The sequence below is a fragment of the Aestuariimicrobium sp. T2.26MG-19.2B genome (assembly GCF_950101875.1).
In the GTDB taxonomy this organism is placed as follows: domain Bacteria; phylum Actinomycetota; class Actinomycetes; order Propionibacteriales; family Propionibacteriaceae; genus Aestuariimicrobium; species Aestuariimicrobium kwangyangense.
In genome coordinates this window covers 836,517-863,491 of record NZ_CATNLW010000001.1, presented here as the reverse complement: position 1 = coordinate 863,491, position 26,975 = coordinate 836,517, and the positions used below count along the sequence as shown (strand labels likewise).

The window sequence follows — 26,975 nt, the reverse complement described above, 5'->3', positions numbered from 1 at the left end:
TGAGTGCATGAGTCGAGCCCTCGTGATCACCTGCTCCGACCGCGCCCATGCCCAGCTCTACGAGGACAGGTCGGGCCCGATCCTGCGCGACGGGTTGGTCGACCTGGGGTTCGAGGTCGACGCGGCGGTGATCGTGCCGGACGAGGTCGAGGCGATCAGGCAGGCGATCATCGACGGTGTCGAGTCCGGCGCGCGGGTGGTGATCACGACCGGGGGCACCGGGGTGGGGCCGCGTGATGTGACGGTGCGGGCCACGCGCGACCTGCTCGACCAGGAGATCCCCGGTATCAGCGAGGCGATTCGCGCTGCTGGTGCCCACAAGACCCCGCAGGCGTGGTTGTCGAGCGGTCTGGCCGGGGTCGCTCGACGAGAGGGACGAGCGCCGGCGCTGGTGGTCAACGTTCCCGGCAGCCGGGGTGGTGCCCGCGACGCGCTGACCGTGCTCGGCCCGCTGCTGGGCCACGTGGTCGACCAACTCGACGGCGGCGACCACCCGGTGGACCCCGTCTGACCGGGACCACTCTGGCGCGACCCGTCCCGTCGGCCCGCTACTGGGACGAGGTGTCCGGTCGCTCCCAGTCGCCTGACTTGCCACCGGTCTTGGCGACCACCATGGCCCCGGTGATCTCGGTGAACTTGTCGACGCCCTTGACCATGTCGACCACGGCCAGCGCGGCCACCGTGGCGGCCGTCAGGGCCTCCATCTCGACGCCCGTGCGGTCGGCCGTGCGTACGGTGGACCGCACCGACACGCCCTCGTCGGTCACCTCGAGGTCTACCACCACCCCGTGCACACCGATGACGTGGGCGAGGGGGAGCAGGTCGGGCACTCGCTTGGCGGCGGCGATCCCGGCCACGCGGGCCACGGCGAGCACGTCGCCCTTCGGGACCGTGCCGTCACGCAGGGCTGCCACCACTGCGGCCGAGGTGCGGACGAAGGCAATCGCCGTCGCGCTGCGCACGGTCGGTTGCTTGCCCGTGACGTCGACCATGCGCGCCTGACCGCTGGCGTCGAGGTGGCTGAACTCGCTCATGGGCCAACCCTAGGGCCGTGCAGGGGGAGCACCTCGACCAGGTCGCCGACCCTCACCTCGGTCACCTGCTCGTCGACCACCACCAAGCAGTCGGCCAGGGCGAGGGAGGCCACCAGGTGCGACCCGGAGCCCAACCGGTGCACCGGCTCCACGCCCGAGTCGACGCGTCGGGCCGGCAGGTACTGGCGGCGGCCCGGAGGGCTGCGCCAGCCCTCGCGCGCCGGCAGGTCCACCCCCGGACCATCCCGCAGCCCGTCACCGGGCCAATCCTCACTCCACCCGCCCAGCTTGGCCACCAGGGGGCGGACGAACAACCAGCTCGACACGAACACACTCACCGGGTTCCCAGGAAGGCCGAGCAGGGGGACGCGTCGTCCGTCGGGCGCGGCGACCAGGCCGCAGGCCTGCGGCTTGCCCGGTTGCATGGCCACTCGGGTGAACGTGACCTCACCCTCGACCACCTGTCGGACCACCTCGAAGGCCCCCACGGAGACCCCGCCCGTGGTGACGACCAGGTCGCTGGCGCCGGTCGCCTCGGCCAGGGCGGCCCGAAGGGCCTGTGGGTCGTCGCCCACCCGAAGGACGGGTCCGAGGTCGGCGCCGAACGACGAGAGCAGACCGGCGACCAGCGCGCTGTTGGAGTCCGGGATCTGCCCCGGCCCGAGGCGGTGACCGGGTGCGACCAGCTCAGACCCGGTGGCGATGACCGACACCCGCGGGCGGGCCACCAGCCTCACCTGACCATGACCCAGCGAGGCCGCGGACGAGGCTGCGCCGGGGGTCCAGCGCAGGCCGGCGGGGAGCACCACCTCGTTGACCTCGACGTCCTCTCCTCGCTGGCGCACGTGGCGGCCGGCGGGGACCGTCTCGTGCACGACGACGAAGGCCGGCAACGCCACATCACCCCAGGGCTGGTCGGTGAGTTCGACCGGCACCACGCAGTCGGCGCCGGGGGGCATCGGCGCACCGGTCATGATTCGCGCGGCCTCTCCCGGCCCGATCGACGGCCACGACGTGGCCCCGGCGGGAATGTCACCCACCACCCTCAGCCGGGCTCCGGTGACCAGGTCGCACGAACGGACCGCGAAACCGTCCATCGCCGAGTTGTCGAAGGGGGGAACGGCCACCCGGGCCGAGACGTCATCGGCGAGCACCCGTCCCAGACCCTCGTCGATGGGGCACCACTGGGGAGGTAGCCGTTGGCCGAGGGCGAGCACCTGCTCGAGGTGGTCCTCGACGCTGAGCAGGGGGCTGCTCAACGCTGTCCCCTCGAGCGGAGCGGCAGTACGGACCAGCGGGCCGTCAATGCGTCGAGCACCATCACCCGCCCGACGAGCGGCTGGCCGACCCCGGCGAGCAGTTTGATCGCCTCGGTGGCCTGCAGTGACCCGATCTGGCCGACCATGGCGCCCAGCACGCCGATCTCGGTGGCGCGAGGGTAGTCGTCGGGGTGTGGCTCCTCGGGAATCAGGTCACGCAACCACAGCCGGTCGCCGTGCCTGTCGGGCACCCCGAACACTGAGCACTGGCCCTGCATGCCCACGGCGGTCGCCCAGACCAGCGGCCGACCCGCCCGGCGACAGGCATCGCTGATCATGAACTTGGCGTCGAAGGTGTCGCAGCAGTCGACCACCAGGTCGTAGCCGGCGAACAGGTCGGGGGCCTGATCGGCGCTCAGGTACTGCTCGAGCGCCTCGACCCGCACGTCGGGGTTCAGCAGCCGCAGCCGCTCGGCGGCCGATTCCGCCTTGTTGCGTCCCAGGTCGGTGTGCAGCACCTGCCGCTGCATGTTCTTGAGCTCGACGACGTCGCCGTCGACGATGCCGATCCGGCCCACGCCGGCGGCCGCGAGGTAGGGGAGGGCCGCCGAGCCCAGTCCTCCGGCGCCGATCACCAGGACGGACGAGGCCAACAAGCGCAGTTGCCCCTGCTCACCGAGTCCGACCACTGAGGTGTTGCGCAGGTAGCGCTCCCGCTGCACCTCGTCCAGCCCAGCCACCGGCACCCCGCTCACGGGCATTCAGACCACTCGTGACTGCCGTCGGCCAGGTACTGCTTCTTCCAGATCGGTAGCCGGGCCTTCACCTCGTCGACCAGTTCGCTGACGGCGGCGAACGCCTGCCCGCGGTGGGAGGCCGCGACGGCCACGAACAGCGCCACGTCGCCCACCACCAGTGAGCCCACCCGGTGCTCGGCCGAGATGGCGTGCACCCCCTGGCGACCGGCGAACTCGGCGACCACCTGGGCCATCACCTCGGACGCGGTGGGGTGGCCCAGGTAGTCGATCGAGGTGACGTCTCGTCCGTGGTCGTGGTTGCGGACGATGCCCGCGAACGTGGCCACCGCGCCCGCAGCCGGGTCGTCCACCTCGGCCAAGAGGCGGGCGGTGTCGATGGGGTGGTCGGTGACGCCGGACGAGCCGATGCGTGCCGTGGTGGGGGCCGCTGCCATCAGCTCGGCTTCGGAGCGTGCTTGCGGGCGTAACGCCACCATGTGATCGCGATGCAGGCAACGGCCCAGCAGGCGCCGATGACGTAGAAGGCGGTGGCAGACATGATCGTCAAACCTACCCCGAACAGGAAGGGGCCGAACGCTGCGATCGCGGCGGTCCAGCCGATCACCCCGCCGGCCTGGCGGCGCTCGAAGATCATCGGCATCTGTTTGAAGGTGGAGGCATTGCCGATGCCCGCGAACAGGAAGATGGCCAGCATGCCGCCCAGGAAGAGGTTGAACCCGCTCTGCAGGCTCGCGGCCGATGAGGTGTCGGGGGTGAGGGAGGGGATGGTGACGATGATCGACACCAGGATTCCCAGTCCCGAGATGAGCGTCCAGATGGCACCGCCCATGCGGTCGGTGAGGGGTGAGAAGATCACGCGGGCGGCGGCACCGACCAGCGGCCCCAGGAAGACGAACTTCACCGGGTCGGGCACGTGGTAGCCCTCGATCAGCACCCGCGCGGCGGCGCCGGTTCCCTGGACGATGGCGGAGTTGCCACTGCCGTAGAGGTTTGACATCAGCAGTCCGAACTGGGCCGAGAGCCCCGAGAAGGTGCCGAAGGTCATGATGTAGAGCACCGTCATCCACCAGGTGTCTTGGTTGCGGAAGATGTCGAACTGCTGGCGGATGCTGGCCTTCACCGGCACGGACCGCAGCACGATCCACGCCCAGATGGCCACGCACACGATCAGCGGCACGTAGAAGAAGGCTGCGTTCTGGTACCAGACGTCGACCGGCTGTTGGCCGGGGCGCTTCATCGCCTGCGAGGCACCCAGGAAGCCGACCATCGAGAAGCCGATCATCCACGGGGTCAGCAGCTGCACGAGCGAGACACCGAAGTTGCCGATGCCGGCCTGCAGGCCCAGGGCGGTGCCCTGCATGCGCCGCGGGAAGAAGAACGAGGTCGAGGGCATGAATCCCGAGAAGGCGCCACCGCCGATACCGGCGAGGAAGCTCAGCGCGAGGAACTTCCAGTAGGGGGTCTGTCCGATGTGCTGCACCTCCACTCCCCAGCCCAGCATCGGCAGCAACAGCAGCAGGGTGGTGGCGGCCACCATCTTGCGGGTGCCGATCTTGGGTGGCAGCACCATCCAGAACAGGCGCAGCAGACCGGCCGACAGTCCCGGCATCGAGGCGAGCCAGTAGAGCTGTGACTTGGTGAACCCGAAGCCCAGCGCGTTCAGCTTCGGGATGATGGCGCTCGGCAGGAACCAGGCGACGAAGCAGAGGGTGAGGCTGACGGTGGTGACGATCAGGGTCTGCCAGGCGAGCGGCTTGTTCCAGCGCTGCTCGTCCTCCGGGTCCCAACTGGTCAGCCAGTCCCCCTGGGTGGCGGGTCGTGTGGTGGTGGTCATGGTGATGTCCTCGATTGTTCTCGTGAGGGGTTTCTCAGGTGGGTTCGATCTGGCCGGCAAGTTCGGGGGCTGCCCGGTGCAACATGCCGTGGATCGTCCACTGCATCCAGGCGCCGCAGATCACGACCAGCACGAAGATGCAGAAGAAGGTGGACGAGGGAAAGCCTGACCACTGCTTGGAGTAGGCGAACAGGGGCGGCAGCACGAACCCGCCCAGGCCGCCGAGCATGCCGACCAGCCCTCCGACGGAGCCGACGTTGTCGGGGAAGTACTCGGGGATGTGCTTGAACACCGCCGCCTTGCCCAGACCCATCGCGCAGCCGAGCACGAAGACCAGGGCCACGAACGCCGGCAGCGCCATCCGGTAGGCGAGGTGTTCGGTCTGGGTGCCGTCGGGGTGGGCGATCACGATGTGCCCGTTCGGCATCATCAGGATCCCGGAGGTGATCGCCATCAGCACGAAGGTCAGGTACATCACGCGTCTGGCCCCGAAGCGGTCGGACAGCCACCCGCCGACCGGACGCAGCAGGCTGGCGGGGAAGATGAAGGTGGCGCTCAACAGTCCGGCGACGGTGAGCGACACGTCGAAGTTGTCGACGTAGTACTTCGGGAGCCAGGCCGACAGGGCGACGTAGACCCCGAACACGGCCACGTAGTAGAGGCTGAACCGCCACACCCGCACGTGCCTGAGCGGTTGCAGCATCTCGCGCACCGGCTTCGATCGGCCGGGCACGTGGTCGGGACGGGGCACGACCAGCAGGGTGATGACCCCGACGACGACCAGCAGCCCGGAGTAGATCACCGGCACCAGCCGCCAACCACCCTGGATGCCGAAGGCGAAGGTGGTGCCGGCAGTCGCGAGGATGAGCGGGGGTCCGATGAATTTTGTCACCGACGCGCCGACATTGCCGGCCCCGAAGACGCCCAGGGCCAGTCCCTTGCGCTCCTTGCCGAACCAGGCGGAGTTCCACGCGGTGCCGACCGAGAACAGGTTGCCGGCGAAGCCGACCAGGAAGGCGAGGACGAGCACGGCCCCGTAGCTCTCTGCCCGCGACACCAGGAAGGCCGGGACGGCGGTGGCGAAGATCAGCACCAGCGTGACCACGCGTCCGCCGAAGCGGTCGGCGAGGATGCCGGCTGGCAGTCGCCACAGCGAGCCGTTGAGCACGGCCAACGCTGAGATCCAGCTCAGTTGTTCGTCCGAGAGGCCCAGTTCCTTCTGGATGGGGATGCCGAGGATGCCGAACATCAGCCAGACGGCGAACATCAGCGTGAACGCGATGCTCGACATGGCCAGCACGCGGCCGGCCCCCCGCTGCGTGGGGACCACGGTTGCCTCGCTCATGTCAGCGGCGGCGGTTGTCGGGGGTACCGATCGGGTCCCACCCACGGCCCTTCACGGTGGCCGAACGGCGGGCTCCGACCGCGTCACGGGAGCGGTAGACGATGTAGGGCCTGAACAGGTAGTGCACCGGTGCAGAGAATGCGTGCACCAACCGGGTGAACGGGATGCCCGCGATCAGCAGCAGGGCGATCACGACGTGCGCCTGGAACTGCCAGGTCGAGGCGGCCATGGCGTCGACGTCAGGCTGGAAGGTGAACAGCGAGCGGAACCACACCGAGACGGTCTCGCGGTAGTTGTGCTCGGCTCCCGACGGGGTGCGACCACCGGTCAGGGTTGCGAACAGTCCGAGTCCGACGACCAGCGCCAGCACCAGGTACATGATCTTGTCGTTCCAGGTGGTGGCCCGGAACACGGCCGGCGTGCGGCGTCGCCGCCAGACGAGCAGCGCGAGGCCGAGCACCAGACCCAGCCCCGCCAGGCCGCCGCCGTAGAGGGCCCCGGCGTGGTAGTTGTGCTGGCTCAGCCCGATCCAGTCGGTGAACGACTTGGGCACCATCAACCCGACCACGTGTCCACCGAAGACGGCCAGCAGTGAGAAGTGGAAGACGGGTGAGGCGATGCGCAGCACCTTCGACTCGTACAACTGGGACGACCGGGTCGTCCAGCCGAAGGCGTCGTACTGGCGCCTCCAGATGAGACCACCGACGAGCATCAGCAGCGTCAGGTAGGGCAGCACGCCCCACAGCAGCACCTTCACGGATCAGCTCCTCACGCTGGGATAGGGCAACAGCACGGGTTCGACGCCGACGCTCTCGGCGGGGGGCCCGGCCATCAGGGTGCGAACCAGCTCGCGGGTCTGCGGCGACTCCCCGCCGAGCTCATGGCAGATGGCGGCCACCAGGCCGGCGTGGGGGAGGGAGTCCTTCTCGAGGCCGATGCGCAGCAGTTCGAGACTGGCGCGGTAGCGGTTGAGGATGGCCCGTCCCAGCTCGGGGTGTCCGGTGGCGGCGAACTCCAGCACCATCGGCAGGTGGTCGGGCAGTTCACCGTCGAGGTCGACCAGCAGTCCGGAGTCGCGGTAGGTCTGCTTGATGCTGGCCAACACCTCGCCGCGGCGACGGGTGTCCCCGTCGGTCCAGTAGGTCAGGTGCAGGGCGTGACGGCGGGAGAGGTCGAACTCCTGCACGTGCCACGACTGCAGTTCCATCAGCGGCAGGCGACGCAGGTGGGCCAGCGTCTCGACGAAGAACTCGCGTGCCCCCACCTCGGTGACCGCCTCGTCGATCAGGTCGAGGTTGTCGATCATGGCCTGGTCGGGGTAGTCGAGCAGCAGGCCAGCGGCCCGGAACACGACAGCGCTGCGGCGTTGGGCGTCGATGGGTGAGTGCTGGCTCGTGGCGGACTTCGCCATCACGCCCCGCTCTCGTCGCGCTGGCGCGCCTTGGCGTCGGCGTACGACTCGATCGCGACCGGCACCACCCGACCGGACGAGGACCCGAATGGCCCCTCACCACCCGAACCGGGACCGCCCTCGAAGTCGAGCGAGCAGCCCATCTCCTCGAGGTTGTGGGCCTGTTCGCGGTGGGCCTTGGGAATGACGTAACGGTCCTCGTACTTGGCGATGGCCAGCAGCCGGTACATCTGTTCCATGGCGGCGGGCTCCATGCCCACGGCCCGCGCCAGTTCGGGCTGGCGATCACGCCCCAGGGTGACGTCGCGCATGTAGGAACGCATCGCCGCCAACTTCTGCAGCACCCCGCGGACGACCTCGACGTCACCGGCCGAGAACAGTTCGGCCAGGTACTCCAGCGGGATCCGCAACGAATCGATGGCCCCGAACAAGTTGCCCCCGGCCTCGGAGTCGTGACCCTGCGCCTTCAGCAGGTCGACGACCGGCGACAGCGGCGGCACGTACCAGACCATCGGCATCGTCCGGTACTCGGGGTGCAGCGGGAGGGCGACCTTGAAGTGCTTGATCAGTGCGTAGACCGGGGAGCGCTGGGCGGCCCGGATCCAGTCCATGGGCACGTCGTTGGCCTGGGCGTCGGCGATCACCTGGGGGTCGTTGGGGTCGAGCATCAACTCGAGTTGTGCCTCGTAGAGGTCCTTGTCGTCGGCCAGGGCGGCCTCGGTGACGCGGTCGGCGTCGTAGAGGATGATGCCGATGTAGCGCAGTCGTCCCACACAGGTCTCGGAGCAGACCGTCGGCAGTCCGACCTCGAGGCGGGGGTAGCAGAAGGTGCACTTCTCTGCCTTGCCCGAGCGGTGGTTGAAGTAGATCTTCTTGTAGGGGCAGCCGGTGATGCACTGGCGCCAACCGCGGCACTTGTCCTGGTCGACGAGCACGATGCCGTCCTCGGCGCGCTTGTAGATGGCGCCCGAGGGGCAGGAGGCCATGCACGAGGGGTTGAGGCAGTGCTCGCAGATGCGGGGCACGTAGAACATGAAGGTCTTCTCGTACTCGAGCTTGATCTGCAGGTTCGCCTCGTCGCGAAGCTTCCTCAGGATCGGGTCGGACTCGGCGGTGGCGCCGACGCCGCCCAGCGCGTCGTCCCAGTTTGCCGAGGCCTTGATCTGCAGGTCGTCGCCGGTGATCAACGACTTGGGACGGGCCACCGGGAAGTCGTCGCCCAGCGGTGCCTGGACCAGGTTCTCGTAGTCGTAGGTCCACGGCTCGTAGTAGTCACTGATCTCGGGCTGCACTGGTGAGGCGAAGATGCTGATCAGCTTCTTGAACCGCCCTCCGGAGCGCAGCTTGAGGCGTCCCGAGCGGGTGCGGACCCAGCCGCCCTGCCACGTGTCCTGGTCCTCGTAGCTGCGCGGATACCCCTGCCCGGGTCGGGTCTCGACGTTGTTGAACCAGACGTACTCGGTGCCGGCCCGGTTCGTCCAGGCCTGCTTGCAGGTGACCGAGCAGGTGTGGCACCCGATGCACTTGTCGAGGTTCATCACCATGGCCACCTGGGCCATCACGCGACGTGGCTTGGTCGCCATCAGTACTGAACCTCCTGGGAGCGGCGGCGCACGGTCGAGACGATGTCTCGCTGCACGCCGGTGGGGCCGATGTAGTTGAAGGCATAGGCCTGGTGGGCGTAGCCGCCGATGAGGTGGGTGGGCTTGAGCAGGATGCGGGTCACCGAGTTGTGGATGCCCCCGCGTCGGCCCGTCGCCTCGGACTTGGGCACGTCGATCGTCCGTTCCTGGGCGTGTTGCACGTAGCAGATGCCGTCGGGCAGTTTCGAGGTGACGACGGCGCGGGCCACGAACACGCCGTTGGCATTGGTGAGCTCGATCCAGTCGTTGTCGGCAACCCCGATCGAGGCGGCATCGGCGACGCTCAGCCACGCCTGGGGGCCGCCTCGTCCGAGGCTCAGCATGAACAGGTTGTCCTGGTACTCGGAGTGGATCGACCACTTGTTGTGCACCGTCAGGTAGCGCACGGTGATCGCCTTCTCACCGGTCGGGCCCAACTCGGGTTCCCCGTAGGCCCGCCGCATGTCCAGGGGTGGACGGAAGATCGGCAGCTGTTCGCCGGCGTCGATCATCCAGTCGTGGTCGAGGAAGAAGTGCATCCGGCCCGACAGGGTGTGCCAGGGCTTGAGCCGCTCGGTGTTGATGGTGAACGCGGCGTAGCGGCGTCCACCGGTCTCCGACCCCGACCACTCCGGTGAGGTGATCACCGGCTGGGGGCTGGCCTGGGTCTGGGCGAAGGTGATCAGTTTCTCCTCCGAGCCCGCAGCCAGGTCGACCAGGGATCGTCCGGTCTTGTGTTCGAGGGTGCGGAACCCCTGGGTGGCCAGTTCGCCGTTGGTGGTGCCCGAGAAGGTCAGGATGGCCTCGGCCAGCCGCTGGTCGGTGTTGATGGCCGGACGACCCGCCGCAGGGCCCGACGGGTACACGCCGTGGAGCCTGCCCAGTCGCTGCACCTGGTGGGTGACGTCGTAGGTGATGTTCTTGGTGGTGAAGCCGAGCTTCTCGGCCAGCGGTCCGACCGTGAGCAGCTTGTCGGCGATCGCGGTGTAGTCACGTTCGACGACCTGCAGCACCGGCAGGTTCTTCCCGGGGACGGCCGGCAGGTCGGTGTCGAGCCATTCGGGCACCCGACCGCCGGGTTGGGCGATCTGTCCGGGGGTGTCGTGCTGCAGTGCGACCGCCACCAGGTCGCGGCGGGTGTCGAGCCGTCCCTTGGCCAGTTCGGACAGCTTGAGGGCCAGTTCGGTGAAGACGTCGAAGTCGCTCTTGGTCTCCCACGGCGGGTCGATGGCCGGGGTGAAGGCGTGCACGAACGGGTGCATGTCGGTCGAGGAGAGGTCGTGCTTCTCGTACCAGGTCGCCGCCGGCAACACGATGTCGCTGAGCAGGGTCGAGCTGGTCATGCGGAAGTCGGCCGTGATCAGCAGGTCGAGCTTGCCCTCGGGTGCCTCGTCGTGCCAGACGACGTGCTCGGGTCGCAGGTCTGCTCCGTGGCCGTTCTCCATCACGTTGTTGTGGGTGCCGAGCAGGTGCTTGAGGAAGTACTCATTGCCCTTGGCCGAGCTGCCGAACAGGTTCGAGCGCCACAGGATCATGGTGCGTGGCCAGTTCTGGGGGGCGTCCACGTCCTCGACCGAACTGCGCAGCGTGCGGTTCTTCAACTGTGCGGCCACCCACGCCTGCGGGGTCTCCGCCTCGCCGCGTTCCACGGCTGCGGCGGCCTCGTCGGCGAGGTCGAGGGGATTGCGGTCGAACTGGGGGTAGAAGGGCATCCATCCGAGGCGGTGCGACAGGGCCACGGCGTCGGCGGTGTGCAGTCCGTCGAGCTTGCCGGTCGACAACGGCGACTTCACCGAGTCGGACGAGAACCCGTCGGTGCGCCACTGGTCGGTGTGCATGTACCAGTAGGCGGTGCCGATCATGGTGCGCGGGGGCCTGCTCCAGTCGAGTGCGTTGGCCATGTTGAACCAGCCGGTCATGGGTCGGCACTTCTCCTGGCCGACGTAGTGGGCCCAGCCGCCGCCGTTGCGACCGATGCAGCCGGTCATCATCAACAGGGCGATGATGGCCCGGTAGGTGACGTCGGCGTGGAACCAGTGGCAGATGCCCGCACCGATGATGATCATGGTGCGGCCCTTCGACTCGGCCGAGTTGGCGGCGAACTCGCGGGCGATGCGAACGCAGGCCTCGGCGGGCACCGAGGTGATCTCGGCCTGCCAGGCGGGGGTGTAGGGCACCGATGCGTCGTCGTAGTCGGCGGGCCAGACACCGGGAAGGCCCGGGCGTCCCACCCCGTACTGGGCGAGCATCAGGTCGAAGACGGTCGTGACCAACTGGCCGTCGATGACGGTGGCGGGCACCCCACGACGGATGATCGTGCCCTCACCCTTGGCGTCCTCGAAACAGGGCAGGGCGATCTCGACGGCGCGTGTGTCGGGTTGGTCGATCAGGCTGAGGGCCGGCTGCAGGTCGCCGAGCTCGAGGTTCCACTGGCCCGCACCGTCCTCGGAGTAGCGGTCGCCCATGGTGCCGTTCGGCACCACCGGTGCGTGGCGGGCGGTGTCGTACATCACCGTGCGGAAGGAGGCATCGCTGCGGTGTGCCTCGGCGGGCAGGTCGGCAGCGGTCAGGAACTTGCCGGCCGTCAGCCCATGTCCCTCGGGGTGGTCGACGAGGGTGACCAGCATGCCGAGGTCGGTGTACTGCTTGACGTAGTCGGTGAAGTAGTCGACCGACCCGTCGACGAAGTTCTCCTTGAGGATGACGTGCCCCATGGCCATCGCCAGGGCCGCGTCGGTACCGGCCTGGGCGGGCAGCCACTCGTCGGCGAACTTCACGTTGTCGGCGTAGTCGGGGCTGACGGCGACCACCTTGGTGCCGCGGTAGCGCACCTCCGCCATCCAGTGGGCGTCGGGGGTGCGCGTGACCGGGACGTTCGAGCCCCACATCATCAGGTAGGTGGCGTCCCACCAGTCACCCGACTCGGGAACGTCGGTCTGGTCACCGAACACCTGCGGGCTGGCCACCGGCAGGTCGGCGTACCAGTCGTAGAAGCTGGTCATGGCCCCACCGATCAGGTGGGTGAAACGGGTGCCGATGGCGTGGCTGACCATGCTCATGGCCGGGATCGGCGAGAACGAGACGCAGCGGTCGGGTCCGTAGTTCTTGATGGTGTTGACATAGCTGGCGGCCGCGATCTCGACGGCCTCCTGCCAGCTGATGCGCACCAGTCCGCCCTTGCCGCGGGCCCGCTGGTAGCGGCGACGCTTCTCGGGGTCGGTCGAGACCTCGCGGAAGGCCTCGACGGGGTCGCCGAGGCGGGCCTTCGCCTCGCGGTACATCTCGATCAGCACCCCGCGGCCGTAGGGGTAGCGCACCCGGGTCGGGGAGTAGGTGTACCACGAGAACGCGGCTCCGCGGGGGCAGCCGCGGGGCTCGTACTCGGGACGATCGGGACCGGTCGTCGGATAGTCGGTCTGCTGCGACTCCCAGGTGATGATCCCGTCCTTGACGTAGACCTTCCAGGAACATGATCCGGTGCAGTTCACCCCGTGGGTCGAGCGCACCACCTTGTCGTGGCTCCACCGGTCGCGGTAGAAGACGTCACCGGCCCGGCCGCCCTCGCGGAAGACGGCGCGCCCGTCGTCCGTCTCGTCCCAACGACTGAAGAACCTGCCCAGTTTCAGCAGGGCATCCGAGGCAGGTCCGTCGATCCGGGCGGGTGAACTCATGCCGCGATTCAAGCATGCCCGCTCAGGTTTCCACCGGCGGAGGGGGGAAATTCCTACAACGTGTCGTAGACCCCTGCCTCGCGGGCCTGCTCAGGCGTGTCGAGATCGGAGACCGCGCTCGTCGGGGCGGGAATCAGCCTGAGGCGCAGTGGCTTCAGTGCCCGGTGCACGCCGCGGTTGCGGGCATGCTCCGGGGTGCCGACCAGGGCCGCGAGCGGTCGCCGCAGGTAGCGGGCCGCCAGGAACTGCGTGAATCCCTCCGCATCGACCAGGGCCGCACCGTCGAGCGGCGGCTCACCGGCGTCGGGCAGAGGGTCGGTCAGCAGGTCGACGGTCTCGTCGGGATGGGCCAGGTCTCCGGCCAGTACCAGCACCTGGTCGACATCGGGCGGCAGGACGGCAAGCGCCGCAGCCAGACCGGCCAGGGGTCCGCCCAGGGGAGGGTCCTCGGCCACGAAACCAACCGACCCCCCCAACCCTTCGCGGGACGGCCCCGCCACCAGGACCCGATCACTCACCCGCTGGGCGGCGTGAACCGCCCGCTGCAGCAGGCTTCGGCCCTCGAGGGTGAGGGCCAGCTTGTCGGTGCCCATCCGCTGCGAGGTGCCCCCGGCCAGGATGATCGCCGCGGTGGTGGAGCGGCCGCCCGGGGCCATCGGTCAGCCGCCGGCGAAGGGCGGCAGCACGTCGAGTTGGGCCACCCCACGCAGCGAGAGGGACGGATCGTCCACCCTCACCCCGTCGGCCAGCAGACTGCTCACGCGCAGCACCTTGGCGAGTCGCTCGGGGTCGTGGTCGGGCAGGTGGGCGGGCAGTTCGCTGAGCAGCCCCGTCACCGTGAGGTCGTCGGCCAGCAAGCGGGTCTCCTCGGTGCCGGCCGCCTCAGCGGCACCAGCGAAGAAGCGGATCAGCATGGTTCTCCTGGGCTCGGGCGGCGTCAACCGCCGATGGCGCTCATGGTACGCAACGGGGGCAGGAAGGTGGGCTCATCGATGCCATGGCCGGCGGGCTTGGAGGCGTGGGCCCCGACCCACGCTGCGGCCAGGTCGTCGTCGGATCCTCCCGAGCGCAGGATCGTCCGCAGGTCGGTCTCGGTGCGGCTGAACAGGCAGGTCCGCACCTGGCCGTCGGCGGTGATGCGGGAACGGTCGCAGGCCGCGCAGAAGGGGTGGGTCACCGAGGCGATCACCCCGATGGTTCCCCCGGCGTGTGCGGTGCCCGGGCGGGTGTCCGGCTCGACCCGCCACAGCTCGGCCGGAGCATGCCCGCGCGGCTCGTCGACGGGGGTCAGGGTGTGGTGCTGGTGGAGCACGTCGAGGATCTCGGCCTGGGTGACCATCGCGGAGCGCACCCATTCATGGCGGGGACCCAAGGGCATCTGTTCGATGAAGCGCAGCTGCAGGCCGCGCTCGAGGCAGAACTGGGCCAACGGGGCAATCGCCTGCTCGTTCTCGCCGCGCATGATGACCGCGTTGATCTTGATCGGGCGAAGCGGTGAGGCGATCACCGCGTCGATCGCGGTGAGCACGTCGGGCAGGCGGTCGCGACGACTGAGCCGGGCATAGGTGGCGCGGTCGAGGGAGTCGAGGGAGATGTTGACCCGGTCGAGGCCGGCGGCCACCAGGTCGTCCAGCCGTTTGTCGAGACCCAGTCCGTTGGTGGTCAGCGAGGTCTCGGGGGGTCGGCCGTCGGCGGTTCGCAGCTCCTTCGAGGCGGCGATGATGCGGGCAAGTCCTGGCCTGAGCAGGGGCTCGCCGCCGGTGAATCGCAGCTTGGTGATTCCCAGGCGTTCGACGGCGACCGTCAGGACGCGCACCACCTCCGGGTCGGTCAGCGCCTCCTCGGTCGGAAGCCACGGCAGGCCATCGGCGGGCATGCAGTAGGTGCAGCGCAGGTTGCAGCGGTCGGTCAGCGAGACCCGCAGGTCCGTGGCCACCCGGCCGTGGCGATCGCCCAGTTGCATGGGCCGAGACTACGCGGACGCCCCCCGCTCACCACAATGGCCCGGGCCACGAGAGACCGCCCCAACGACGGCGCCGCGGGGTGCGGGTGGCAGAATGAGCGCGTGACCGGTGAGCATGCCCCCCTCGGGGCAACCCGCAGCGAGGTGCTGCGCGTGGTGCAGTCCGCTGGGTCGCCCGTGGGAGTGTCCTGGGTGGCCAGTGTCCTTGACCTGCACACCAACTCGGCCCGCAACCACCTCGAGGAACTGGTGGCCGCCGGGTTCCTCCATCGGGCCGTTCAGCCCAGCGGTGCGCACGGTCGTCCCCCCGCCGTCTACGCCGCGACCGCCGACGCCCCCACCTTGGGGCAGACCCATCTGGTCGAACTGGCACAGGTGCTGATCGACACCTTCGTGCTCCCGCTGGAGGGTTCGGAGCAGCGGTTGGTGGAAGCGGGTCGTGCCTGGGGACGAGGAGCCGAGCCGCAGGTCGACTCGGGAGACGATCTCACGGCCGTGGCTCGCATCTTCGGTGAACGCGGGTTCTCTGCCCTGGCGGGCGATCGTCTGGTCACCTTCGTCAAATGCCCGTTCCGTGAGGTGCTGGACGGGTCCCAGCTGCCTGCCGCCTGTGCCCTGCACCGCGGGTTCATCGACGGGGTGCTCGAGCGACGGGGCAGCCGGGATCGGCTGGCCACCCTCCAGGTGGGGGAGCGGGAGTGCCTGGCCAGGGTGGAGGACGTCCCCGCCCTCTGAGAGGGTCGGACCCGGTGAGGTCGCCCGTCAGGTTCGGTGTTGTGCTGTCCGGTCTGTCAGGGTTGAGCGGTGAGTGAGTGGCCCGGGCATGCGGTGTTGCAGGTGCCGTGCCCCCCGCTGGAGCCATGGGTGCGGGCCCGCTACCAGCACTACGACGCAAGCCTGGTCTCGTCCGATCCGCGGCACGTGCACGCCCATGTCACCCTGCTGGGGCCGGTGCCGGCTGCACTGAGCCCTGCACAGTCGACCGCGGTGGAGTCGATCTGCAGCGGTCATGCCAGGTTCGAGGTGAGGCTTGACCGGGTGGCAACCTTCCCCAACGGGGTGGTGCACGTCGTCCCCGAGCCGCTCGACCCGTTCCGCCGCCTGACGGACGACCTGGTCGCCGCCTTCCCCGAGTGGCCCGCCTACGCCGGCGCGTTCACGCCCACCCCGCACATCACCCTCGATGCCCTCTCGGAACAGGTCAGCGAGTCGTCCGTGGCGGCCGCGGTGGCGCACCTGATGGGTCGACCGTGGCGACCCGATCGGGTGGACCTGGTCTGGTACCGCTCTCATGAGGTGAGGGTGTTGCGCACTTGGGCGCTCGGCTGAGGCACCCGCCAGCGGTGGACGAGCGATCATGCTGCCAAGACCACCACCGTGGCTTGACCAACCCCCCGTTTTCGGGGGTTGGTCAAGCCATGGTGGTGATCCTGGCGACACGGCGTCCCAGGTCAACTGCAGCAGGGGCTCAGGCCCGTCCGAACACCAGCACCGAGTAGGCGGCGATCGAAATGACCGCTGATGCCGGCTGGCCGTCCTGGTCGACGGAGTCGTCGGCCGTCACGTCGGTGGCCGGCTGGTCACCGAAGGTGTCGGAGTAGACCTTCGCGTCGGAGTTGAGCAGGAGCTTCCACTCGCCGGCGGCGGGGAAACCGATGCGGTACTCGCCCCAGACCTGGTTGCGCAGGTTCACCACCACCACGACGTCATCGCCGGGACCACCGTTCATGGACCGGTGGTAGGCGAACACCTTGTTCTCGTCGTTGGCGTGCAACACCGCCGTGTGCTGGCCCATCAGTCCCAGTGAGGTGCCGTGCGCGTTGAGCCGCAGCCGAACCAGGTCGCGGTAGAGGCGAGCGATGCCGACGAAGTCGTCGAGCAGGTCCCAGTCGAGGGGGATGTCGTCGGAGAACCAACCACCCTGCAGGAACTCCTGCCCCTGGAACAGCATGGGCACGCCCGGGCTGGTCAAAGTGAGGGCCGCCCCGAGGGTTGACCGCTTGGTGGCGAACCAGCCCTGCGGATCGTCGGGGTCGACTTCCTGGTTCACCCGGGCCTTGCCGTTGGCGACCTCGTCGTGGCTCTCGGTGTAGATGGTCCGCTCGTAGGCGTCGCCGTAGCTGAAGGTGACGGCATTGGCCACGGCCGTGACCGAACGCGAGTTGTCGTCCAGGGTCGTCAGTTGGGCCCGCACCGGATGCACGAAGTGCTGGTCCCACTGCGAGTGGAATCCGGCGCCGCCCTCCTCGATCGAGGTCACGTCTGCCTCGCCGTGGAGGTCCTCGGCGATGGTGATGGCGCCGGGGTGCAGGCGGCGGACCTCGTCGTTGATGAACCGGCAGACGTCCCAACCCTCGGGGATCGACCGGTCGAAACCGGTGACCGAACGCATGTACGGGGTCATGTCGAAGCGCAGACCCTGCAGGTGGTACTCCCTGAGCCACATCAGGGCGTTGTCGCGCAGGAACTGGCGCACCTCCGGTCGTCCGTAGTCGGGGCGGGTGTCGCCCCAGGGGGTCTCCGAGCGCCAGTCGTTGAAGAAGTAGATGCCGCCCTTGTCGTTCTCGCTCCACCCGTCGAACTGCCACAGCTCGAGGTCGGAGGGTCCGAAGTGGTTGTAGACCACGTCGACCAGTACCGAGATGCCGCGCTTGTGCGCCTCGCGGACGAAGACCTTGAGGGCGTTGGGGCCGCCGTAGCTCGACTCGACGGCGAAGATGTGGGCGGGGTTGTAGCCCCAGGACTGGTCGCCGGCGAACTCCATCAGGGGCATCAACTCGATGCAGTTGATGCCGAGCCGGTCGAGGTGGTCGAGCTGCTTGGTGACGGCCTGCAGGTCACCGGTGCCGTCGGGTCCCTGGGCGAACGAGCCCACGTGCATCTCGTAGATGACCAGGTTGTTCAGGTGGGGGGTCTCGAAGGTGTCGCCCTGCCAGTCGAAGCTCGAGTGGTCGACGATGACGCCGTTGCCGACCGAGTTCGTGACCTCGTAGGCGTACGGGTCGATCTTCCACAGTTCCTGGTCGCCGTTGCGGAGCACGAACTGGTACTCCTGGCCGGCCTTGGCGCCGGGCACGTCGGTGTACCAGTACCCGTCCTGTTCGTGGTCGAGCGGGTGGGCGTCCTTGTCCCAGTCGTTGAACTGACCCACCACGGTGACGCTCTGGGCGTTGGGTGCCCACACGCGGAAGGCCACCCCTCCGTCGTGGACGATGGCGCCCATCCCGGTCTGCACCTCGGGCTCGCTGCGTCGGGCGGGGACGGAGGGTGCCTCGTCCGGTTCGTCATCGGTGTCGGCAGGGACGACGGTGGTCTGGTTCGCGCGCCGGGGGGCACCGGCCGGGGTCACCTCGGCGTCGTCCCACCGGGCGTCGTCGTTGTCCGACGGGAAAGGCGTCGAAGTGGGCAAGGTGACCTCCGTCTTCCGTCCCGAGATGGAGTCGCGAATGCGGGACCACACATTGTTCATGGGGCCACAGTATCGGCCGGTCGGTAGGCGCCCGGCCGCAGCACTAGGCTGGCCCGGTGCTGACCATGCAAGACGCCCTGACCAAGCTGTCCGAGTACTGGACCTCGCGTGGCTGCCTGATCTGGCAGCCGTTCAACACCGAGGTGGGTGCGGGAACCATGAACCCCGCCACCGTGTTGAGGGTGCTCGGACCGGAACCGTGGGACGTCGCCTACGTGGAGCCCTCGGTGCGTCCGGACGACTCCCGCTACGGGGAGAACCCGAACCGTCTGCAGACGCACACCCAGTTCCAGGTGATCCTGAAGCCTGAGCCGGGTGACCCCCAGGAGCTGTACCTCGGCTCGCTCGAGGCCATCGGCATCGACCTGTCGAAGCACGACGTCCGCTTCGTCGAGGACAACTGGCGTCAGCCCGCCATCGGGGCGTGGGGGCTGGGCTGGGAGGTGTGGCTCGACGGCATGGAGATCACCCAGTTCACCTACTTCCAGCAGGTGGGCGGGGTGAACCTCGACCCGATCCCGGTCGAGCTGACCTATGGCATCGAGCGCATCCTGATGAACCTGCAGGGGGTGACCCACTTCAAGGACATCGCCTACGCCACCGCAGCCGATGGCCGCATCGTCACCTACGGCGAGGCCTACGGCCAGCAGGAGTACGAGATGAGCCGCTACTACCTCGACGACGCCGACGTCGAGGCGAACCGCACCCTCTACGAGACCTACGTGGGTGAGGCGACCCGCATGGTCGAGGCCCGGCTGCCCGTGCCGGCCCACAACTACATCCTGAAGAGCTCGCATGCGTTCAACGTGCTCGACGCCCGCGGAGCCATCTCGACCACGGAACGCGCCAAGGCCTTCGCCACCATGCGCCGCCTGATGCGCGACACCGCCAATCTGTGGATCGAACGTCGCCAGGAACTGGGTTTCCCGCTGATGCGAGAAGCCGAGCAGGAGCCAGCCGCTCCCGAGGCGACCGATCCCGCCAGCCTGCCCACCGAGGCCCAGACCTTCGTCCTCGAGATCGGCCTGGAGGAACTGCCCCCGCACGAGGTGCCTGCCCAGGTGGCTGCGGTCCGTGTGGCACTCACCCAGGCCCTCGCCGGCACTCGCCTCGAGCACGGCGAGATCCGGGTGGACGGCACTCCCCGTCGGTTGGTCGCCGTCGTCGACGGCGTTGCGGCCCACGAGCCCGATGCCGAACTGCTGCGCAAGGGCCCCAAGTGGTCGGCCGCCTTCGACGGCGACGGCAACCCCACCAAGCCGCTCCAGGGTTTCCTGCGCGGGCAGGGGGTGAGCATCGACCAGGTCGAGAAGGCCGACTTCAACGGCACCGAGCACGTCGCCGTCCGTTCCAGTCAGGAGGGACGTCCGGCGCTCGAGGTGTTGGCCGCGATCGTCGAGGGCCTGCTGCCGGGGCTTCGCGCCGAGAAGAACATGCGCTGGAACGATCCCAAGTTGTCCTACTCCCGCGCCATCCGCTGGCTGGTCGCCCTGTGGGGACCGGCCGTCGTGCCGGCGCGGGTGTCGTCCGTCGTCGCGGGACGTACGACCCGACTGCAGCGCGAGGTGACCGGCCACAGCGACGGCCGGGTGCGCGGCGAACTGGCCCTCGAACGGGCGGACGACCTGCTGCCGGCCCTGGCGGCGAACGGCATCGTGCTGAGTTCGGACGAGCGCCGTGCCTCCGTGGTCCAGCAGGCCCAGCGGCTGGCGTCGAGCGTCGGGGGGACCATCGACGTCGAGGCCGAGGCCGCCCTGATCGACGAGATCACCAACCTGGTCGAGGAACCCCACGGGGTGCTCGGTGCGTTCGAGCAGAAGTACCTCGACCTGCCCGCGCGCATCCTGACCACCGTGATGCGCAAGCACCAGCGCTACCTGCCCGTCAACGGACCCGACGGTGCCCTGCTGCCGCACTTCGTGACCATGGCCAACGGCACCTGCGACGACGACCTCGTGGCAGCCGGCAACGCTTCGGTGGTGCGCGCCCGCTACGAGGACGCCCAGTTCTTCTGGAACTCCGACCTCAAGGCGACCAAGGCCGACGAGTTCGTGCCCGGGCTCGAGCAACTGACCTTCGAGGACCGGCTCGGCTCGGTCGGGCTGCGCGCCCGCCGCATTGCCGACGTGGCCGGCAAGCTCGCCGACCGAGTGGGGCTGGCAGGGGACGACCGGGCCACGCTGGAGCGTGCGGGGCAGTTGGCGAAGTTCGACCTGTCGAGCCAGATGGTCGTCGAGATGAGCTCCCTGGCCGGGTTCGTGGCCCGTGAGTACGCGGTCCGGCTGGGCGAGTCCCGAGCCGTGGCCGACGCCCTCTACGAGATGGAGCAGCCGCACACCTCCGCCGACGCCGTGCCCGCCTCGGTGCCCGGGGCTTTGTTGGCCCTGGCCGACCGGTTCGACCTGCTCGCTGGGCTCTTCGCCCTGGGCGCCAAGCCCACGGGCTCGTCCGACCAGTTCGGTCTGCGCCGGGCTGCCCTCGGTGTGGTGCGCATCCTGCGCGAGAAGCCCGAACTGGCCGCCATCACCGTGCGCGACGGCATCGTCGACGCGGTCGCCCGGGTGCGCTCGCAGGGGGTCGAGGTGGCGGACGACGCCGTCGAGGCAGCCGTCGAGTTCACCGTCGTCAGGTACGCCCAGTTGTTGCGGGACGAAGGGGTGTCAGCCGATCTGGTGGGCGCCGTGCAGCCCGCGGCGGAGGCTCCCGGGGTCGCGCAGGCTTTGTTGTCGCAGGTGCAGTCGCGGCTGGGCTCGGATCACCTGCGTAGTCTCGTCGCCGCTCTGGTGCGCATCGGACGGATCCTGCCGGCCGGCGTGGCCGCTGATTACGACGAGTCGGCGCTGTCGGAGCCTGCCGAGAGGGACCTGGCTTCGGTGGTCGGTCATTCGGTCGGTCACGGGGAGTTCGGCTCGTTCGTGGACGGGTCGTCCGATCTGGTCGCCAAGACGCAGGCCTTCTTCGACCAGATCCTGGTGATGGCCGAGGACCCCGCGGTGCGGGCAGCCCGGCTGGGGCTCTTGGCCTCGGTGCTCGCGTCGGCCCCGGCCGGCATCGACTGGCGCTCTCTCGATCTGGCCCTGGGTCAGAACTGAGTCCGATCGTCGGTTGAGCAGCGAGGAATGATCCGGCCAAGGTCGGTTGAGTAGCGAGGAACGAGCGTGTCGAAACCATCCCAGCCCTTCAACCCCGACCTGTGGGACGAGATCACCGGCGACCAGGTCGACGGGGGCGCCGCCTTCACCGACATCACCTACCACCGCGCCAAGCGGGTGCCGGCGGTCAGGATCGCCATCGACCGGCCCGAGGTGCGCAACGCCTTTCGTCCGCACACCGTGGACGAGCTGTACCGCGCCCTCGACCACGCCCGCCGTTCGGCCGATGTGGGCTGCGTGCTGCTGACCGGCAACGGGCCGTCCGAGAAGGATGGCGGGTGGGCCTTCTGCTCCGGTGGTGACCAGCGCATTCGCGGACGATCCGGTTACCAGTACGCCGAGGGTGAGACCGCCTCGACCGTCGACGCCAGGCGAGCGGCCGCCGAGGGAGGACGGCTGCACATCCTCGAGGTGCAGCGGTTGATCCGGTTCATGCCGAAGGTGGTGATCGCGCTCGTCAACGGATGGGCCGCCGGTGGCGGTCACTCCCTGCACGTGGTCTGCGACCTGACCCTAGCCTCGGCCGAGCACGCCCGCTTCAAGCAGACCGATGCCGATGTCGGCTCGTTCGACGCCGGGTTCGGCTCGGCGTACCTGGCGCGGCAGGTGGGGCAGAAGGTGGCCCGTGAGATCTTCTTCCTGGGTGAGACCTACGACGCGCAGCGGGCCTACGAGATGGGCACGGTCAACAAGGTGGTGCCGCACGAGGATCTCGAGACGGTGGGTCTGGAGTGGGCGGCGAAGGTGTGCGGCAAGTCGCCGACCGCCCAGCGGATGCTGAAGTTCGCGTTCAACGCCATCGATGACGGGCTGATCGGGCAGCAGGTGTTCGCGGGGGAGACCACGCGGTTGGCGTACATGACGGACGAGGCGGTGGAGGGGCGGGACTCATTCCTGGAGAAGCGTCCGCCGGACTGGTCGGCCTTCCCGTACTACTACTGACGGGCGATCGGGCGCCGCTCGCGGTTTCGACACACGGTCGCTTCGCTCCCCACTCAACCGGCGGAACTCGGGTCGCTCGTGCTCGAGATCGGTGGTCCCACCTGCCCGCGTTGCGTCGCACCTGCCCGCCTTCGGAGCACCTGCCCTCTCCCTGTCCATGGGCAACTGCGCCGAACGTGGGCAACCGCCCCCGCACGCGGGCAAATGTGCCGTTCGCGGGCAACTGCGCCGGACGAGGGCAACCGCCCCCGTCCGCCCTTGGTTCCTGCCCGCGACGAGGGGACGATGGTGATGTGAACTCCGTCACCAGCCCTGCGGACGCTGCCGCTGATCCGTCCGGCCAACAGCCGCCGCCGAAACAGGCCAGGACACCGCCGCCTCGTCCGGCCACCTCGCCGCGGCTGGCGGGGTTGTGCGGCGTGGTGGCGACCGGCACGGGGTTGGCAGCGGCCGCGCTGGTCGCGCAGGCGACCGGTCCCGGGTCGGCGCCCGTGACCGCCATCGGGAATCGGCTGATCGACCTGATGCCAGCCCCGCTCGTCAACTGGGGCAAGGAGACACTCGGCCACGCCGACAAGCCGGTGTTGCTCGTGATCGTCAGTCTGGTTGCGCTGGCCCTCGGCGCCCTGGCCGGTCTCCTGGCGGCCAGACGAAGACACCTCGGCTGGGTCGTGATCGCCCCCTTGGCCGCGCTGTCCCTGCTCGCAGCTTCCACCGACCCGGCTGCCTCCTTCCCGTCCTCGCTCGTCCCCACCCTGGTGGCACTGGTGGTGGCGGTACCGCTGCTGTCGGCCCTGGTCGAGAGAGCGCACTCACGCACCTTCGCCGACGGCACTCCCGACACCGAGGCACGCCGCCGGTTCTTGACCCTGCTCGGGGGAGCGACCACCGCTGCCGTGGTCGGAGTCGGTGCCGAGCGCGTGATCGACGCCCGCGTGGGAGCGGGCTCCGACGCCGGACTGCCCCCACTGCCGACCCCCCCAGCGACCGAGGCCGTACCCGCCCGCGCAGAGTTGGGCATCGCCGGGCTCAGTCCCTACGTGACCCCGGCCAAGGACTTCTACCGCATCGACACCGCCCTGGTGGTTCCCCGCGTCTCCGCCACGAAGTGGACGCTCTCGATCGTCGGCCAGGTGCGCAAGCCCGTCACCATCGACTACGCCACCCTCCTGTCGCGCGGACTCATGGAGCACGTGACCACCCTGACCTGCGTGTCGAACGAGGTCGGCGGCAACCTCGCCGGGAACGCCGTGTGGCTGGGCCTGCCGGTGCGCGAACTGCTGGCCGAGGCCGAGCCCCTCCCTGGTGCCGACATGGTGCTCTCGCGCTCGGCTGACGGGTGGACCGCTGGCACCCCGCTGGAGGCCCTCACCGACCCCCACCGCCAGGCACTCCTCGCCGTCGGCATGAACGGCAAACCGCTGCCTCGTGAGCATGGCTACCCCGTGCGGATGGTCGTCCCCGGTCTCTACGGCTACGTCTCGGCGACCAAGTGGGTGGTCGAGTTGAAGGTGACCTCCTTCGCTGCCGACCAGGGCTACTGGACCCCGCTGGGGTGGTCCGCCAACGGCCCCATCAAGCTGGCCTCGCGCATCGATGTCCCCGTCAACGGGGGTGCGGCCAACGCCACCACGGTGCCCTCGGGGGACGTGGTCGTGGCAGGCGTCGCGTGGGCCCAACACACCGGGGTTCGCGCCGTCGAGGTGAGGGTGGACGAAGGTCCTTGGCAGCCAGCCACCCTGGCCGAGGTGACATCGGTCGACACGTGGCGGCAGTGGCACTGGACGTGGCCGTCCACCAGGGGCAGGCACCTGCTGCAGTGCCGCGCGCAGGACGCCACCGGAGCCTGGCAGACCGAGGAGCAGGCACCCCCGGCGCCCGACGGGGCGACCGGCCTCCACAGTGTCGACGTGGTGGTCGGCTGATCACCGTGCGGTCGGCACCTGCGCGCTGGACCCTCACGAGCACGCGACACTGACGGCAGGGCTGCAACCACCTCCCGTGCGCCCCCCGGTACCCCTACAGTGACGGCGTGTCCTCCCTCAGGTCGGGTACTTACCGGTGGTGGCTGGTCTCCGACTCCTCCGGCGTGGTCGGAGGCTCACTTCGCGGTTTCGCCGTGCCCCTGGTCGTCTACCTGCTGAGCGGGTCGCCGGTGTGGGCGGGCGCGGTGGGCACCTCGGCAGCCGTCATCACCACCATCGTCTCCCTGCCCGGTGGGGTGATCGTCGACCGGTACGACCGCGGACGACTCGTCCGCCTGTACGCGCTGGGGTGCGTGGTGATCTGGGGCAGCGTCACCGGGTTGGGGGTCGCGGGTCTGTTGACCTGGCCGATCGTCTTCGCGGCGGCCGTGGTCGGAGCCGTGCTCGCCGCCCTGTTCGGATCGGCCACCGATGCCGCCCTGCGCAGCGTGGTCGACGTGGAGGACTTCCCCGGCGCCATGGCCGTCAACCAGGGGCGCGACGCGGGCATCCGACTGGCGGCCGGACCCTTGGGCGGCCTGCTGCTGGGGCTCACGACCTGGCTGCCGTTCGCCGGTACTGCCGTGGCGCACCTGATTCAGGGGATCACCATCTCCCGCGTGGCCACCGATCTCGCACCCCCAACTCGTGAACCGAAATCGGTGCTGCACGACCTGCTCGAAGGTCTGCGCTGGATGCGTGGCCAACGGGTGATCATCGACATCTCACTGATCGCGATCCTCACCAACTTCGGGTTCGGCGGTGCCTTGTTCACCTTCAACCTGGTGCTGCTGGCCAACGGCCACACTCCCTTCGAGGTGGGCATCCTCGACGCGGCCTCGGCCGTCGCGGCACTGATCGGCTCACTGTTCGCCGCCCGCCTCGTCAGCCGCCTGCCCACCGGGGTGCTGGTGATCGGTGCGATCGGTGTCGACACGCTGCTGTTCGTGCCCGCAGTCGTCTGGCAGACCTACCCCGTGCTGATCGCCGTGGTCACGGCGGTGAGCTTCGTCGTCCCGGCGCTCAACGCTTCCGCGCTGGGCTACCTGTTCGGGCGAACCCCGGTCGAACTGCAGGGGCGCATGCAGTCGGTGCTGGGCGTCGTCTCGATGGGACTGGGGTCTCTCGCTCCCGGGTTGGCCGGGTTGCTGTTGCACTCCAGGAGCGCCGGTCTCACCATCGGGGTGTTCGTCGCGGTGATGGTCCTGGCCACGGTGATGACGGCGTCCTCCCGAGCCGTGCGGACGATCCCCCGCCCCACCCAGTGGTGAGTCCTTGGTTGTTGCCCGCAGGCCTAGACCACCTCGAGGTGGTCGACGCCTCCCAACCCGGGGAAGGGGGCGTGCGGCTCGGACTGGTACCAGAAGGTCGTTGAGGCGATGTCGTCGCGCAGGGGGAGGTAGCGTCCCTCGCCGTCGCGCTCCGACCCCCAACCAAGGGCCTGGATCGTGACCCTCAGGTCGGAGCTGAACCTGATCGGGTCGGGCACGTGCCAGCGGTACATGCCGAACCGCTGGTTCATGCGGTAGAGGCCATCGGGCTGGATCACCTGGTGCAGTCCCAACCACGGCGTGGAGTAGACGCCGTACTGGCCCTGCGGCTGTTCGAAGTTCCACGCGCCGCCGAAGTAGTCCTCGGTGCCGGTGCCACAGATGGTCGGCCACTCGTCCCCGTCGAGGTGGAACTTGATCTCGCCCTCGCCCCACCACCCGTTGTTGTTGGCCTGCCACGCCAGATAGGTGCCGACGTAGTGGCCCTGTCCGCTGACCCCGTCGAGCAGGGTGTGCACCTCGCCACGGCCGAGTGGCGCCGACCGACGCCATTGGGCGTGGAAGTACGCGGCATCGTCCGGCACCCAGGACAGCGCGTAGGTCGCCTGGTAGTAGAAGCCCTGGCAGACGTCGCCGACCAGGTTCTCGATCGTGATCCGGGCGCGCTGGCGGAAGGGCATCTGCCAGTAGGAGTTGAACCCGCCCGCCGGGTTCACCGCGATCGGCATCGACGCGACATTCGCCCGTTCGCACCATCCGTTGGCGAAGAAGTCACCCAGCGGGGTCTCGACCGAGGGGGCGTCCTCGTCGTCCCAGTACATGCGCAGCACGAGCCGGCGCCACCAACTCGGGTGCACCGTCAGCCAGAGGTGCTGCAGGCAGCCCGGGCCCTCGATGTCGGCCAATGTCACCGTCTCGTGACCGCCGATGTCGATGGATGGCGAGATCTTCCAGCCCTGCCCGAGTTCTCGTCCGACGACGGCGCCCGTGCCCTCGGTCGCGCGACCGCCGGCTCCCTTGGCGCCGGTCGGGTTCTCGGCCGAGATGGATCGGGTCTGGGCCGGTGAGAGCAGCGCGAGGTTCCCCAAGTGAGTACCGAGACCATTGAACGAGTACGGGTGAGAGGTCATGACTCGACGCTTTCACCGGTCGACGCCCGATGGGCGGTATCGCGGCAAAACTGGTGCAGGTTCCACGCGAATCGGGGCACGTGAGGGGCCTTGTCGTCACGTGGCGTGACGAGCAGGCCGCTCACCTGCCTGATCTGGCGTGGAAATCGG

22 protein-coding genes are annotated in these 26,975 nt (G+C 69.0%); 7 read left to right on the top strand and 15 right to left on the bottom strand.

The annotated features are described in order from the left end of the window. Nucleotides 1-7 precede the first annotated feature (7 nt). Nucleotides 8-511, top strand: a complete 504-nt coding sequence (locus QQZ11_RS03915) for a MogA/MoaB family molybdenum cofactor biosynthesis protein (RefSeq protein WP_284548794.1) — start codon at nt 8-10, stop codon at nt 509-511. A 37-nt stretch (nt 512-548) separates the two neighbouring features. On the opposite strand, the gene moaC is transcribed toward QQZ11_RS03915, so the two are convergent. Genes moaC through moaA form a run of 13 tightly spaced genes read right to left on the bottom strand, consistent with a single transcriptional unit; the run spans nt 549 to nt 14,897 of the window. Then, nucleotides 549-1,034, bottom strand: coding sequence for a cyclic pyranopterin monophosphate synthase MoaC (gene moaC / locus QQZ11_RS03910; protein WP_284548791.1), 486 nt, complete (start codon nt 1,032-1,034; stop codon nt 549-551). After that, complete coding sequence (locus tag QQZ11_RS03905) at nt 1,031-2,293, bottom strand: molybdopterin molybdotransferase MoeA (RefSeq protein ID WP_284548789.1); 1,263 nt, start codon at nt 2,291-2,293, stop codon at nt 1,031-1,033. The genes moaC and QQZ11_RS03905 overlap by 4 nt, the downstream gene beginning before the upstream one ends. Further along, nucleotides 2,290-3,054: a HesA/MoeB/ThiF family protein gene (locus QQZ11_RS03900; RefSeq protein ID WP_284548787.1), complete on the bottom strand. Its 765-nt coding sequence runs from the start codon at nt 3,052-3,054 to the stop codon at nt 2,290-2,292. Before QQZ11_RS03900 ends, QQZ11_RS03905 begins: the two co-directional genes overlap by 4 nt. Then, a complete protein-coding gene (locus QQZ11_RS03895; protein WP_284548785.1) occupies nt 3,045-3,485 on the bottom strand; it encodes a molybdenum cofactor biosynthesis protein MoaE in 441 nt (146 codons plus the stop codon). The genes QQZ11_RS03900 and QQZ11_RS03895 overlap by 10 nt, the downstream gene beginning before the upstream one ends. Then, on the bottom strand, nt 3,485-4,885 hold the full coding sequence (locus QQZ11_RS03890) for an MFS transporter (RefSeq protein ID WP_284548783.1): 1,401 nt from the start codon (nt 4,883-4,885) through the stop codon (nt 3,485-3,487). Before QQZ11_RS03890 ends, QQZ11_RS03895 begins: the two co-directional genes overlap by 1 nt. A 34-nt stretch (nt 4,886-4,919) precedes the next feature. After that, on the bottom strand, nt 4,920-6,230 hold the full coding sequence (locus tag QQZ11_RS03885) for an MFS transporter (RefSeq protein ID WP_284548781.1): 1,311 nt from the start codon (nt 6,228-6,230) through the stop codon (nt 4,920-4,922). Nucleotide 6,231: 1 nt separating this feature from the next. Beyond that, nucleotides 6,232-6,987 (bottom strand): respiratory nitrate reductase subunit gamma, encoded by a 756-nt coding sequence (narI, locus tag QQZ11_RS03880; RefSeq protein WP_284548780.1) that lies wholly within the window; start codon nt 6,985-6,987, stop codon nt 6,232-6,234. 3 nt (nt 6,988-6,990) lie between these two features. Then, complete coding sequence (narJ, locus tag QQZ11_RS03875) at nt 6,991-7,641, bottom strand: nitrate reductase molybdenum cofactor assembly chaperone (RefSeq protein ID WP_284548778.1); 651 nt, start codon at nt 7,639-7,641, stop codon at nt 6,991-6,993. Beyond that, nucleotides 7,641-9,224 (bottom strand): nitrate reductase subunit beta, encoded by a 1,584-nt coding sequence (gene narH / locus QQZ11_RS03870; RefSeq protein WP_284548776.1) that lies wholly within the window; start codon nt 9,222-9,224, stop codon nt 7,641-7,643. The genes narJ and narH overlap by 1 nt, the downstream gene beginning before the upstream one ends. Next, entirely contained in the window at nt 9,224-12,934 is a 3,711-nt protein-coding gene (locus QQZ11_RS03865; RefSeq protein ID WP_284548774.1) for a nitrate reductase subunit alpha, read from the bottom strand. Before QQZ11_RS03865 ends, narH begins: the two co-directional genes overlap by 1 nt. Nucleotides 12,935-12,987: 53 nt before the next feature. Next, nucleotides 12,988-13,590, bottom strand: coding sequence for a molybdenum cofactor guanylyltransferase (gene mobA / locus QQZ11_RS03860; protein ID WP_284548773.1), 603 nt, complete (start codon nt 13,588-13,590; stop codon nt 12,988-12,990). A gap of 3 nt (nt 13,591-13,593) precedes the next feature. Continuing rightward, complete coding sequence (locus QQZ11_RS03855) at nt 13,594-13,848, bottom strand: MoaD/ThiS family protein (protein ID WP_022909188.1); 255 nt, start codon at nt 13,846-13,848, stop codon at nt 13,594-13,596. A 23-nt stretch (nt 13,849-13,871) separates the two neighbouring features. Further along, nucleotides 13,872-14,897: a GTP 3',8-cyclase MoaA gene (moaA, locus tag QQZ11_RS03850; protein WP_284548771.1), complete on the bottom strand. Its 1,026-nt coding sequence runs from the start codon at nt 14,895-14,897 to the stop codon at nt 13,872-13,874. Nucleotides 14,898-14,999: 102 nt separating this feature from the next. Here moaA and QQZ11_RS03845 point away from each other — a divergent pair, with 102 nt between their 5' ends. Further along, a complete protein-coding gene (locus tag QQZ11_RS03845) occupies nt 15,000-15,632 on the top strand; it encodes a helix-turn-helix transcriptional regulator (protein WP_284548770.1) in 633 nt (210 codons plus the stop codon). A 69-nt stretch (nt 15,633-15,701) separates the two neighbouring features. After that, entirely contained in the window at nt 15,702-16,226 is a 525-nt protein-coding gene (locus QQZ11_RS03840) for a 2'-5' RNA ligase family protein (protein ID WP_284548768.1), read from the top strand. Nucleotides 16,227-16,365: 139 nt separating this feature from the next. Here QQZ11_RS03840 and QQZ11_RS03835 read toward each other — a convergent pair whose 3' ends face one another. Continuing rightward, complete coding sequence (locus QQZ11_RS03835; protein WP_284548767.1) at nt 16,366-18,366, bottom strand: alpha-amylase family glycosyl hydrolase; 2,001 nt, start codon at nt 18,364-18,366, stop codon at nt 16,366-16,368. A gap of 65 nt (nt 18,367-18,431) precedes the next feature. Here QQZ11_RS03835 and QQZ11_RS03830 point away from each other — a divergent pair, with 65 nt between their 5' ends. From QQZ11_RS03830 to QQZ11_RS03815, 4 genes are all read left to right on the top strand, one after another. After that, the gene (locus QQZ11_RS03830) at nt 18,432-21,458 is read left to right on the top strand and encodes a glycine--tRNA ligase (protein ID WP_284550149.1); all 3,027 of its coding nucleotides are present in this window, start codon (nt 18,432-18,434) and stop codon (nt 21,456-21,458) included. 66 nt (nt 21,459-21,524) lie between these two features. Then, nucleotides 21,525-22,460, top strand: coding sequence for a 1,4-dihydroxy-2-naphthoyl-CoA synthase (locus tag QQZ11_RS03825; protein WP_284548765.1), 936 nt, complete (start codon nt 21,525-21,527; stop codon nt 22,458-22,460). Nucleotides 22,461-22,753: 293 nt separating this feature from the next. Then, complete coding sequence (locus QQZ11_RS03820; protein ID WP_284548763.1) at nt 22,754-24,385, top strand: molybdopterin-dependent oxidoreductase; 1,632 nt, start codon at nt 22,754-22,756, stop codon at nt 24,383-24,385. Nucleotides 24,386-24,492: 107 nt separating this feature from the next. After that, the gene (locus QQZ11_RS03815; protein ID WP_284548762.1) at nt 24,493-25,695 is read left to right on the top strand and encodes an MFS transporter; all 1,203 of its coding nucleotides are present in this window, start codon (nt 24,493-24,495) and stop codon (nt 25,693-25,695) included. Nucleotides 25,696-25,718: 23 nt separating this feature from the next. Here the strand turns inward: QQZ11_RS03815 and QQZ11_RS03810 are convergent, their stop codons facing one another. Next, nucleotides 25,719-26,825, bottom strand: a complete 1,107-nt coding sequence (locus QQZ11_RS03810; protein WP_284548761.1) for a glycoside hydrolase family 172 protein — start codon at nt 26,823-26,825, stop codon at nt 25,719-25,721. Nucleotides 26,826-26,975: the final 150 nt, after the last annotated feature.